Below are 12,042 nucleotides of genomic sequence, written 5' to 3'. Positions count from 1 at the left end.
GAAGAACCATGAATAAACTTGCCGCTGTAGTATCAGCATGCATGATGACTTTTGCTCTGAGCGCTTGTTCCGGTCCTAACTACGTAATGCATACCAATGATGGCCGTTCTATCGTGACCGACGGGAAACCGAAAACCGATGACGATACCGGTATGATCAAATATAAAGACGCCAACGGTAATCAGCAGCAGATCAACCGTACTGACGTGAAAGAGATGGTTGCGCTGGAGAAATAATCGACTCGCGCAGGCAAAAAAAAGCACCGCAAAGTGCGGTGCTACATTAATCACTATGGACAGACAGGGTAAATGTACAGGAAGTGAAAGAGTAGCTTAGCTACGATGGTCTGAATCGCAGACCAAATGCAAACACAACAACACAACATCACAACCGTAAGCCAAAAGCCCTCCAGAACTCTCATTCTTAAAGACTTTTCGTTCCGGCTCAGGAAGTGCCGCCACTATAGGTATTTGCTGGTGTAACCTCAACGGACAAATTATAATGGCTCAGATAAAAAAAACTAATGGGTGACGACTTGTTTCTCGTTTGTTAATACGCATTTACACTTAAGCCAAATCATCATGTCCAAGCGATTACCGCCGTTAAACGCATTACGTGTTTTTGATGCCGCCGCACGCCATTTAAGCTTCACCAAAGCCGCCGAAGAGCTGTTTGTCACCCAGGCTGCCGTCAGCCATCAGATAAAATCACTGGAAGATTTCCTGGGGCTTAAGTTATTCCGCCGACGCAACCGTTCTCTTCTGTTAACGGAAGAGGGGCAGAGCTATTTCCAGGATATCAAAGAGATTTTCTCACAGCTGACGGAAGCGACGCGCAAACTCCAGGCGCGCAGCGCAAAAGGCGCGTTGACGGTAAGCCTGCTGCCGAGTTTCGCGATCCACTGGCTGGTGCCGCGGCTCTCCAGTTTTAACAGTAGCTGGCCTGGGATCGACGTGCGTATTCAGGCGGTGGATCGGCAGGAAGATAAGCTTGCCGATGATGTGGACGTGGCGATTTTTTATGGGCGAGGCAATTGGCCGGGGCTACGCGTAGAAAAACTCTACGCCGAGTACCTGCTGCCGGTCTGCTCGCCGCTGCTGCTCACGGGCGACAAGCCGTTAAAAGCGCCCGAGGATTTAGCCCGCCACACGCTTTTGCATGACGCTTCGCGCCGCGACTGGCAAACTTATACGCGCCAGCTTGGTCTCAATCATATTAATGTCCAGCAGGGACCCATTTTCAGCCACAGCGCGATGGTGCTGCAGGCGGCTATTCACGGCCAGGGCGTGGCGCTCGCCAACAATGTGATGGCGCAGTCGGAGATCGAAGCGGGCCGTCTGGTCTGCCCGTTCAACGATGTCCTGGTCAGTAAAAACGCTTTTTACCTCGTTTGTCATGACAGCCAGGCAGAACTGGGTAAAATAGCGGCCTTTCGACAATGGATACTGGCGAAGGCGGCGAGTGAACAAGAAAAATTCCGTTTTCGCTATGAACAATAACGACGATTCGCGCGATGTAATCGCGCTTTACTGTAGGGTTACATCATGACCAGCCGTTTTATGCTGATTTTCGCCTCAATCAGTGGCTTTGTTTTTGTGGCGCTGGGTGCCTTCGGCGCACACGTTTTACGTAAAACGCTCGGCGTTGCGGAGATGGGCTGGATCCAGACCGGCCTTGAATATCAGGCGTTTCATACGCTCGCGATTTTAGGGCTGGCGGTCGCGATGCAGCGTCGCATCAGCATCTGGTTTTACTGGAGCAGCGTTTTCCTGGCGCTCGGCACGGTACTTTTTAGCGGCAGCTTATATTGTCTGGCGCTCTCTCATCTTCATTTATGGGCCTTCGTTACGCCGGTCGGCGGCGTAAGTTTTCTGGCCGGTTGGATATTAATGTTAATTGGCGCGGTGCGTCTGAAGCGTAAAGGTTCGGTTCATGAATAAGGTCATTTTGTACTGCCGTCAGGGTTTTGAGAAAGAGTGCGCGGCAGAGATAACCGACAAAGCCGCGCAGCAGGGCGTGTTTGGTTTCGCCCGCGTCAAAGAAAACAGCGCCTATGTGATTTTCGAATGTTACCAGCCAGACGATGCCGATAAGCTCGCGCGCGAGCTGCCATTCAGCTCGCTGATTTTTGCCCGCCAGATGTTTGTGGCAGGCGAGCTGTTGCAGGATCTGCCGCCGGAAGATCGCGTCACGCCGGTCGTCGGAATGTTACAGGGCGTGGTAGAGAAGGGCGGTGAGCTGCGTGTTGAAGTGGCGGACACCAACGAAAGCAAAGAGCTGATGAAGTTCTGCCGCAAATTCACCGTGCCGCTGCGTACTGCGCTTCGCGACGCGAAGATTCTGGCGAATTTCGAAACGCCGAAGCGCCCGGTGGTGCATGTCTTTTTCATCGCGCCGGGCTGCTGCTACACCGGATATTCGTATACCAATAATAACTCGCCGTTTTATATGGGCATTCCGCGCCTCAAATTCCCGGCAGACGCGCCAAGCCGTTCAACGCTGAAGCTGGAAGAGGCGTTTCATGTGTTTATCCCGGCGGATGAGTGGGATGAGCGTCTGGCAAACGGCATGTACGCGGTGGATCTGGGTGCCTGCCCTGGCGGCTGGACCTATCAGCTGGTGAAACGAAACATGTGGGTCGCGTCGGTGGATAACGGCCCGATGGCGCAGAGCCTGATGGATACCGGGCAGGTGACGTGGCTGCGTGAAGACGGCTTTAAATATCGCCCGACCCGCACCAACATTACCTGGATGGTGTGCGACATGGTGGAAAAACCGGCCAAAGTCGCGGCGCTGATGGCGCAGTGGCTGGTGAACGGCTGGTGCCGCGAAACCATTTTCAACCTCAAGCTGCCGATGAAAAAGCGCTATGAAGAGGTGTCGCAGAATATCGCCTCGATTCAGGCGCAGCTGGATGAACACGGTATTAACGCGCAGATCCAGGCGCGTCAACTTTATCACGACCGTGAGGAAGTGACCGTTCACGTGCGCCGCTGGTGGGCTGCCGTCGGCGGGCGTCGCGACGAGCGATAAGCGCGTTGAATGACGCATAAGGAAACGGCGGGTGCACTGCACTTACCCGCCCTACGGATATGCGGTTAAATAATTATGGTATGGCGGGTGCACTGCACTTACCCGCCCTACGGATATGCGGTTGAATAATTATGGTATGGTGGGTGCGCTGCGCTTACCCACCCTACGGGATATACGGTTGAATAACTAATGTAGGGCGGGTAAGCGTGAGCGCACCCGCCTTTTTACTGGAAGCGCCCCAAAATCATCCATGCAACCGCAGCTGCTGCAAATTCCCGTCGAGTTGTAAATCCGTTTTCAATGTCGCCACCGCACGGCAAACAAAGGCGCTCTCACGGTGCGCTTCGAGCTTTTTACGCCACTTATCCGGCACGTCGTCGAGCCGCTCGTAGAGCGCTTCGAGCGTGCCGAAATCATTAATCAGCTGCGTGGCGCTTTTCGGGCCAATACCCGGCACACCCGGTATCTTCGAGCTGCTAATTCCTGCAAGCCCCCAGAAATCCGCCAGCTGGCCTGGCGACACGCCAAATTCACTCTCGATAAACGGCGCGTCCAGCCAGCGTTTCTGGAAATAGTCGCGGATGCGGATTTCCGGACGTAAGAGCTGGCAATAGCCTTTATCGGTCGACACGATGGTCGCCTCATGGCCCGCTGCCGCCACTTTCACTGCGAGCGTCGCGGCGAGATCGTCAGCCTCGTTGCCTTCCACATGCCAGCAGGGCACGCCGCGGCGGGTAAAAGCGTCGCGAAGCGCGGGCATCTCCTGGTGCAGATCGTCCGGCATTGGCGGGCGTCCGGCTTTGTAATCAGGCAGAAGCTGGTGACGCCAGCCCTGCGCGCGGGCTTCATCATCAAACACCGCGACGGCGTGTGTCGGCTGACTGTTGCCAATCAGTTGCTCCAGCGCGTGCAGGCAGGTATCCACGCACGGCGTGCCCTGCACCGCATGTATCCGGCGGATCAGGTTTAGCGCATCGACAATCAGCAAATGAACGGGCATGGCGGCATCCCTTACGAAAATGACAGGCCGTTACCGTAACATTTTTGCCGGATGCTCACCATTAAGCCGGGTGGATTCAGGAAGATAACGCGCAAAAAAACGCCCTGCGAACAGGGCGGTGAGGAGGGGGTTAATCGCAGGCGACCACTTTAACTGCCAGTCCGCCGCGTGAGGTTTCACGATAGCGGGCGTTCATATCCTTGCCGGTCTCGAACATGGTTTCGATGACTTTATCGAGGCAGACGCGCGGCTCGCTGGTGCGGCGCAGCGCCATGCGCGCGGCATTGACGGCCTTCACTGAGGCAATAGCGTTACGCTCGATGCATGGCACCTGTACCTGCCCTGCCACCGGGTCGCAGGTCAGCCCCAGGTTGTGCTCCATGGCGATTTCCGCTGCGATGCAGACCTGCGCCGGGCTGCCGCCGAGCAGTTCCGCAAGGCCCGCCGCCGCCATTGAGCAGGCGACGCCCACTTCGCCCTGACAGCCAACTTCGGCACCCGAGATAGACGCATTCATCTTATAGAGTGAGCCAATCGCGCTCGCCACCAGCAGGTAGCGCGCCAGTGAGTTAGCGTTTACTTCACGGATAAATTTGTCGTAGTACGCCAGCACCGCCGGTACGATACCGCACGCGCCGTTGGTTGGCGCGGTGACCACGCGACCGCCTGCGGCATTTTCTTCATTGACTGCCAGCGCGAACATGTTGATCCAGTCCACGACGTTCATCGGATCGGCGTCGTTCTTGTCGTGGCTGACAAGCATACGACGCAGCGCGGCGGCGCGACGCGGGACGCGCAGTTTGCCGGGCAGAACGCCTTCGGTGGTGGTGCCGCGCTCAATGCCTGCGCGCATTACGTCCCACACCTGCGAGAAATGGGCTTCGAGTTCTTCTTTGCTGTGCAGCGCCAGCTCGTTTTTCATCATCAGGCCGGAGAGCGACAGGCCGGTTTCACGGCAGTGGCGCTGAAGATCTGCGGCAGTGTTATACGGATACGGTACATCGATTGCGGACGATTGCGTCTGGCCGAAGTGGGCTTCGTCAACAATAAAGCCGCCGCCAATCGAGTAATACGTCTGGCTGTAGATAACATCGTCGCCCGCCAGCGCGGTAATACGCATGCCGTTTTCGTGCAGCGCCAGGTTATCGGCATGAAAATTCATGCACTGATCCACCGGGAACGCCACTTCGTGCGTGCCGTTCGCCAGCATCAGACGGCTGTGGGTATTCACGTCCTGAATGAAACCGGGAATGGCGTCGATGTTTACAGTGTCCGGCAGGTTGCCCGCAAGGCCCATAATAATGGCGATATCGGTATGGTGGCCTTTGCCGGTCAGCGACAGGGAGCCATACACATCCACCACCACTTTCGTCGTCTTATGCAGCAGGTTCTGCGCGACAAGGTCGTCGGTGAACTGTTTGCCCGCTTTCATTGGCCCTACGGTATGGGAGCTGGAAGGACCAATACCGATTTTGAAAATATCAAAAACGCTGATCATGATGTGTACCATCGAATAAATAACGGGGGAGGGCTCGCGCCGCCGGGCGGCGGCGCGGACAAAACATTAGCTGAAGAGTGAGTAGAAAATCGCGGAGATGGCGATAAGACCCATGATGGTCACAAATACGTTGCTGATGTGGCCGCTGTATTTGCGCATCGCCGGGACTCTTGCAATGGCGTACATCGGCATCAGGAACAGGATCATCGCGATAATCGGACCGCCCAGCGTTTCGATCATGCCGAGAATGCTCGGGTTCAGGGTCGCTACGATCCAAGTGGTGATCAGCATGAACAGCGCGGTGATGCGGTTCAGTTTGTTTACTTCGATGGTTTTGCCACGGCTGCGCAGCGATTTAATCACCATGCCGTTGAAGCCTTCACGTGCGCCCAGATAGTGGCCGAGGAACGATTTGGTGATGGCGATGATTGCGATAACCGGACCTACCCAGGCGATAACCGGCACATTGAAGTGGTTAGCCAGGTAAGACAGGATGGTGATGTTCTGTGCTTTCGCTTCCGCCAGGTTTTCCGGGGAGAGGCTCAGTACGCAGCTGAATACGAAGAACATCACGGTAACGACCATCATGATGTGCGCGTACGCCAGAATGCGGGAGCATTTTTTCTCCGCTTCAGCGCCGTACTCTTCACGTTTCGCCACGGCGAAAGCGGAGATGATCGGCGAGTGGTTAAAGGAGAACACCATGACCGGGATAGCCAGCCACAGGGTCATCAGCAGGCCATTACCGGTGGAAGCATGGCTGAAAGAGAGAGTTTCCAGCGCTGCACCACTCCAGTTCGGGATCAGGAAGCAGGCCATCAGCATCAGGACAGCAACGAACGGGAACACCAGTACGCTCATCGCTTTCACGATCATCTGCTCGCCGAAACGCACGATAGTCATCATGCCGACAATCAGAATCAGAGAAAGGATCGCGCGCGGCGGAGACGTCAGCCCCAGCTGGTGTGTAATGAAGCTATCAACCGTGTTAGTGATCGCTACGCTGTACATCAGCAGGATAGGGTAAATTGCGAAGAAATAGAGAAGAGTGATGACTTTACCTGCACCAACGCCGAAATGTTCTTCGACCACTTCGGTGATGTCTTCACCTGGGTTTTTACCGGACAGCACGAAGCGGGTCAGCGCGCGGTGTGCGAAGAAGGTCATCGGGAATGCAAGAATTGCCATGATAATCAGGGGAATCAGGCCACCAACACCGGCGTTGATCGGCAGGAAAAGCACCCCTGCGCCAATCGCGGTGCCGTACAGGCCAAGCATCCACATGGTATCAGTTTTTCGCCACGCGCTGCTTTTGGCTGCTGTAGCAACATTGACGGTTTGAGTCGTTTCCATCTGTGTATCTCCTGGAGGAAGCAAAAACGAACTTTAAAGTGACATTCAATAAATTTGCGACGAACGGTAAAACGAAATCCTGTAGAGCGGGATTTTTTTGTAATTTTTCCCCAAATCTCTGGCGGTGCGAAAGATACATTCACGCACTGAATCTATCAGTGATCCCGATCCCAATTGCAATAATCCACTTTTTTATTACGCGTTTTTTAGATCATATCACTGGCTTTGGGCGTGACACCGTTATTAATGCGCGCAGAGCCTGACACTGACGGCAGATGAGGTAAATAGAGCGGAAGAAAATGATGATTAATTTTCTGTAAAAACCAGCAAAAACAGCACGTCCGGATTCTTTCGCAGAAATTTCCGGGATTATGCGCGGTGTTTTTTAGAGCGCAAACGTTTTGGTTAAGTGACAGATGATAAAAAAGGCGGCCTCGCGGCCGCCTGATTTCAGGTACAGATTTCGTAGCAGGGAATATAGGCAGAACCAGGCAGTTTCATGCGGTGCTGGGCAACGAACCCTTGCAGGAGATCGTCCATGCGCTTCATCATCTGCGCATCCCCATGAATTTTATAGCGTCCGTACTTCTCAATGGCGCGGATGCCCACCTCTTTCACGTTACCCGCGACAATACCAGAGAAGGCGCGGCGCAGGTCGGCCGCCAGAATTTCCGTCGGCTGATCGGGGTAGAGCTTCAGGTTAGCCATGTTTTCGTGGGTCGGCTCGAACGGCACCTGGAGATCCGGCGAAATGCGAATCGCCCAGTTAAAGCTGTACGCATCACCCGTTTCGCGGCGGCACTCTTTCACCAGCGGCATCGCTTTTTTCATTTCGCGCGCCACTTCCGCCGGGTCGTCGATGATGACGCGATAGTGGCGGCGGGCCTTCTCGCCGAGCGTGTTGACGATAAAGTCGTCCAGCACGCGGAAGTAATCGGCGCTCTCTTTCGGGCCGGTCAGGATCAAGGGCAGTACCTGATCCGCATTGTGTGGGTTCATCAGAATACCAAGCAGATAAAGCAGCTCTTCCGCCGTACCAACGCCGCCCGGGAAGATGATGATCCCGTGGGCGATACGCACGAACGCTTCGAGGCGTTTTTCGATATCCGGCATGATGATAAGTTCGTTCACCAGCGGGTTAGGCGGCTCGGCGGCGATGATGGAAGGCTCGGTCATGCCGATAAAACGCCCTTCTTTATAACGCTGCTGGGCATGTCCGACCGCCGCGCCTTTCATCGGCGCTTCCATCGCGCCCGGCCCGCAGCCGGTGCAGATGTTCAACTCGCGCAGCCCCAACTGGTTGCCGACGCGGCGGGCGTAGAGATATTCGGTTTCGTTAATGGAGTGGCCGCCCCAGCAGACCACCATATTCGGCGCCTCGCCCACGTGCAGCGCTTTCGCGTTTCGCAGGATAGAAAACACCAGGTTGGTGATATGAATGGAGTCAGTCAGATTCAGATGCTGAAAGCGCCCGGCGTTATGGATTTGCCCGTTGACGAACAGAATGTCGCGCAGCACCGCGAAGAGGTTGGCCTGCAACGAACGAATAATCTGCCCGTCGACGAAGGCCTCTTCCGGCGGGTTAATCAGCTCAAGCTTTACGCCGCGTTCGCGGCGCAGCACATTGATATCGAAATTTTCAAAGCGCGACAGCAGCGCTTTGCTGTTATCGGTCTGGCTACCGGAATTGAGAACCGCGAGCGAACAATTGCGAAACAGTTGATACAGGTCGCTGCTGGCGGTGCGCTTAAGCATGTCCACTTCCAGCTGCGACAGCAGATCCATCGAGCCCAGCGGGCTAATATGTGTAATCAAGTAAGCTCCTTACGGGGCGATAAACGCCGCTCCCTCTGATTACAATAGCCCCGCCATGTGACATTTAACAACCCACCCCGCACCGCCTTCATGACGGATTTGCGGGATGTTTAGCAATTACTGACGCGCCAGACGCCCGGTGGCTGGCGTAAAGTCGCCGTTGCTGCGCCATGGGTTGATATCCAGACCGCCGCGGCGGGTGTAGCGCGCATACACACTGAGCTGTTCCGGCTGGCAGAATCGCGTGATGTCGTTAAAGATGCGCTCGACGCACTGCTCGTGAAATTCGTTGTGATGGCGGAAAGAGACCAGATAGCGCAGCAGTTTTTCCCGGCAGATTTTCGGCCCGCGATAGTGAATTTGTACGGAGCCCCAGTCCGGCTGGTGCGTGATAAGACAGTTGGATTTGAGCAGGTGGCTCACCAGCGTCTCTTCCACCGTCTCTTCACCTGCGGCTCCGGAAAGCAGCGCGGCGTCGAATTCATAATCGGTGATGTTAATATCCTGATTATCGATGCAGTCGCCGCTAAAACGGGCAACCGGCTCGCCTTCCACATCCTCAAGGCGGCGAAGCGTGACGGAGACATCGCCCTGCGCGCAGGCGCGTAAATCGCGCTCCAGCGTCTCGCGTACCGCCTCCAGGCTCTCAAACTGCGTCTGGTTAAAGCTGTTGAGATAGAGCTTAAAGCTTTTCGATTCCACCAGGTTGACGCTGGTCGCGTTAATCTCAACCTGACCTATCGCCACCTGCGGCAGGCCGTTGCGGTTAAGCCATGATAGCTCGTACATCGTCCAGATATCCGCGCCGTGGAAGGGCAGGGCATCGGCGCGCAGGCCCAGCGGATCGCGGTTTAAACTGCGCGGAACTGGCTGGAGCAGCGAGGCGTCGTAAACGTCGCGATAATCAGTGGATTTGCCGAGCGTCAGGCCGTGAAGCGCCTGATGATTTTCATAAGAAGTCATGTGTCACCGTGATAATACAGGTACAATACAGGGTTCAGTGTATCTTACCTGACCTGAAGAGAGAATCTGGTGCAAAACGAAGTCCAACAGGCGCTGGCGGCATTCAGCGCGCGCTACTGCGAAGCGTGGCGGCAACAGCGGGGCAGCCTGCCCGTCAGTGAAGAATATATCGGTATTTCCTCCCCGTGCATTGTATCCACCCACCCGGACGCGGTAGAGTGGGAACCTCAGCCGTTTACGCCTGAAGATTCGCTCGGCGCGGTTGAGAAGGCGCTCGACATTGTGATTCAGCCGGACGCCCATGCCTTTTACGCAAGCCAGTACGCTGGCGATATGGCCGCGCGGTATGATGACGTAGCATTAACGCTGCTACAGGCCTGGAGCCAGGACGATTTCCGCCGCGTGCAGGAAAACCTGATAGGCCACCTGGTGACGCAAAAACGCCTGAAGCTGTCGCCGACCATTTTTATTGCTACGCTTGATAGCGAGCTGGATGTGATTTCGCTGTGTAACCTGACCGGTGAAGTCGTCCAGGAGACGCTCGGCACCCGCAAGCGCCGCGTGTTGGCACCGTCGCTCAGCACATTTCTGAGCCAGCTTACCCCCCTCGTGTAATCCTTTTTTGCCTGCACCCGTGTAAGAGATCTCTCACAAACCCTGTGAGAGATCGCCGTCAGAGTAAGGGTTTTCTTACGTCAGCTAAAAATGAATAGTCTTATAATTCAAAGGCCTTTGTGCTCACGCTTCGCTTGCGAATGAAACTTATCTTAAATTGAACCTGTAAGCCGCCTTGTAAGTGCAGGCGGATTGCGAGATTCTATCCCTGCCGACACGGAGTGGCGCTGAAGCGAACATCAGGATGATGGCGCTTCAAAAAGGACACGCCGGAGGGCGATTCAGGGAAGGCTTCAGGATGAAGCGAAAGGACGGCGCAGGAGCGCTGAGGGACACCTCCAGGAAGGAGAATGTGAGCCGGTCAGGATTACCGGTGGGTCAGGAAGACCAGGGACACGCATCAGGATGATGCACCAGTGACATCAGGACGATGTGGGCAGGACGCGTAAACGGACGTAAGGTCGAAAGGCCGCAGGAAAAGTTGTCACGGACGAGCAGGGAGCACCGAAAAGTAGCCGGACTGCTGCGAAACGAACCGGGAGCACTGTGTTATCACAGTGCTCCCTTTTTTTATGCTTTTTTTTCTGCCGCCGGGAAATGGTATGCTGCGCGCCCGGTTTTTTTGATTCACAGAGGTTGTTATGGAACGCCATCAACGGGTTCGCCAGCAGTTGCAGCGCGTCGAACAGGTGTTGCGTCATCATCAGCAGTGGCAAAGCGCCGCGCCGCATTCCTCCGCGTTTGAAAGCACGCAGCCTTTTTGCATGGACACGCTTGAGCCTTACGAATGGCTGCAATGGGTGTTGATCCCACGCCTGCACGCGCTGCTGGACGCCGGCGCGCCGCTGCCGCAGGCATTTGCCGTTGCCCCTTATTATGAAGTTGCGCTTGAAGCGAGCCATCCGGCGCGCGACGCTGTACTGGTGACGCTGGTTGAGCTGGACGCGCTGTTCGCCGGTGACGACGCGTGAGCCTCGAAATCCTTTATCAGGATGAATGGCTGGTGGCGGTCAATAAGCCGTCCGGCTGGCTGGTCCACCGCAGCTGGCTCGATCGCGATGAAAAAGTCGTCGTCATGCAGACGGTTCGCGATCAGATTGGCCAGCACGTTTTTACCGCTCACCGTCTCGACAGGCCCACATCCGGCGTGTTGTTGATGGGCCTTTCCAGCGAGGCGGGAAGGCGGTTAGCGCAGCAGTTTGAACAGCATCAGATCCAGAAACGCTACCACGCTATCGTGCGCGGCTGGCTCACCGACAGCGCCGTGCTGGATTATCCGCTGGTGGAAGAGCTTGATAAAATCGCCGATAAATTCTCACGGCAGGATAAGGAACCGCAGCCAGCCGTAACGCACTATCGCGGCCTTGCGACCACCTCGCAGCCGGTCGCCGTCGGGCGTTATGATTCAGTGCGCTACAGCCTGGTGGAGATGCTGCCGCAGACCGGCCGTAAACATCAGCTGCGCCGCCATATGGCGCATCTGCGCCACCCGATTATCGGTGACTCAAAGCATGGCGATTTGCGCCAGAACCGCGCAGCGGCCGAGCATTTCGGCTGTAACCGCTTGATGCTTCACGCCAGCGAGCTGACGCTGACGCACCCGTTTACCGGCGCGCCGTTCACTATCCGCGCAGGTCTGGATGACGTCTGGCGTCAGGCGCTGGCGCATTTTGGCTGGCAGACGCATCTCCCCGCTGCCGATGGGGTTGAGTTTCCCGCTGTGAACCCTCACGATGAAGACAGTCTGAATCCAGAAGGAGAGTAA

At 55.8% G+C, this 12,042-nt stretch carries 12 protein-coding genes; 7 read left to right on the top strand and 5 right to left on the bottom strand.

Features of this window, described 5'->3' with window-relative positions; translation table 11 throughout:
- Positions 1–8: 8 nt before the first annotated feature.
- From G6041_RS12040 to rlmM, 4 genes are all read left to right on the top strand, one after another.
- Positions 9–236, top strand: a complete 228-nt coding sequence (locus G6041_RS12040) for a YgdI/YgdR family lipoprotein (protein ID WP_004385389.1) — start codon at positions 9–11, stop codon at positions 234–236.
- Between the two features lie 345 nt (positions 237–581).
- Positions 582–1,499 carry a glycine cleavage system transcriptional regulator GcvA gene (gcvA, locus tag G6041_RS12035; protein WP_004385390.1) on the top strand — a complete coding sequence of 306 codons (918 nt, stop codon included), beginning with the start codon at positions 582–584 and terminating at the stop codon, positions 1,497–1,499.
- Between the two features lie 45 nt (positions 1,500–1,544).
- Positions 1,545–1,940, top strand: coding sequence for a DUF423 domain-containing protein (locus tag G6041_RS12030; RefSeq protein WP_007701398.1), 396 nt, complete (start codon positions 1,545–1,547; stop codon positions 1,938–1,940).
- A complete protein-coding gene (gene rlmM / locus G6041_RS12025; RefSeq protein ID WP_012123905.1) occupies positions 1,933–3,033 on the top strand; it encodes a 23S rRNA (cytidine(2498)-2'-O)-methyltransferase RlmM in 1,101 nt (366 codons plus the stop codon). Before G6041_RS12030 ends, rlmM begins: the two co-directional genes overlap by 8 nt.
- A 244-nt stretch (positions 3,034–3,277) precedes the next feature.
- Here rlmM and xni read toward each other — a convergent pair whose 3' ends face one another.
- From xni to queF, 5 genes are all read right to left on the bottom strand, one after another.
- On the bottom strand, positions 3,278–4,033 hold the full coding sequence (gene xni, locus G6041_RS12020) for a flap endonuclease Xni (protein ID WP_012123906.1): 756 nt from the start codon (positions 4,031–4,033) through the stop codon (positions 3,278–3,280).
- Positions 4,034–4,163: 130 nt separating this feature from the next.
- Positions 4,164–5,531 (bottom strand): L-serine ammonia-lyase, encoded by a 1,368-nt coding sequence (locus G6041_RS12015; protein ID WP_041460388.1) that lies wholly within the window; start codon positions 5,529–5,531, stop codon positions 4,164–4,166.
- Between the two features lie 66 nt (positions 5,532–5,597).
- On the bottom strand, positions 5,598–6,884 hold the full coding sequence (locus G6041_RS12010; RefSeq protein ID WP_012123908.1) for an HAAAP family serine/threonine permease: 1,287 nt from the start codon (positions 6,882–6,884) through the stop codon (positions 5,598–5,600).
- A gap of 450 nt (positions 6,885–7,334) precedes the next feature.
- Positions 7,335–8,699 carry a nucleotide 5'-monophosphate nucleosidase PpnN gene (gene ppnN, locus G6041_RS12005; protein ID WP_004388155.1) on the bottom strand — a complete coding sequence of 455 codons (1,365 nt, stop codon included), beginning with the start codon at positions 8,697–8,699 and terminating at the stop codon, positions 7,335–7,337.
- Positions 8,700–8,816: 117 nt separating this feature from the next.
- Positions 8,817–9,662, bottom strand: coding sequence for an NADPH-dependent 7-cyano-7-deazaguanine reductase QueF (gene queF, locus G6041_RS12000; RefSeq protein WP_012123911.1), 846 nt, complete (start codon positions 9,660–9,662; stop codon positions 8,817–8,819).
- A 69-nt stretch (positions 9,663–9,731) separates the two neighbouring features.
- Here queF and syd point away from each other — a divergent pair, with 69 nt between their 5' ends.
- The 3 genes from syd (at position 9,732) to truC (ending at position 12,042) form a co-directional block, all read left to right on the top strand.
- Entirely contained in the window at positions 9,732–10,277 is a 546-nt protein-coding gene (syd, locus tag G6041_RS11995) for a SecY-interacting protein (RefSeq protein WP_054628655.1), read from the top strand.
- Between the two features lie 641 nt (positions 10,278–10,918).
- Positions 10,919–11,248, top strand: coding sequence for a YqcC family protein (locus tag G6041_RS11990; protein WP_004388159.1), 330 nt, complete (start codon positions 10,919–10,921; stop codon positions 11,246–11,248).
- Positions 11,245–12,042 carry a tRNA pseudouridine(65) synthase TruC gene (gene truC, locus G6041_RS11985; protein ID WP_012123913.1) on the top strand — a complete coding sequence of 266 codons (798 nt, stop codon included), beginning with the start codon at positions 11,245–11,247 and terminating at the stop codon, positions 12,040–12,042. The genes G6041_RS11990 and truC overlap by 4 nt, the downstream gene beginning before the upstream one ends.

The sequence above is a fragment of the Cronobacter sp. HA18003 genome (genome assembly GCF_011605905.1).
Classification (GTDB): Bacteria; Pseudomonadota; Gammaproteobacteria; order Enterobacterales; family Enterobacteriaceae; genus Cronobacter; species Cronobacter sakazakii.
This window is presented reverse-complemented; position numbering and strand designations above follow the sequence as displayed.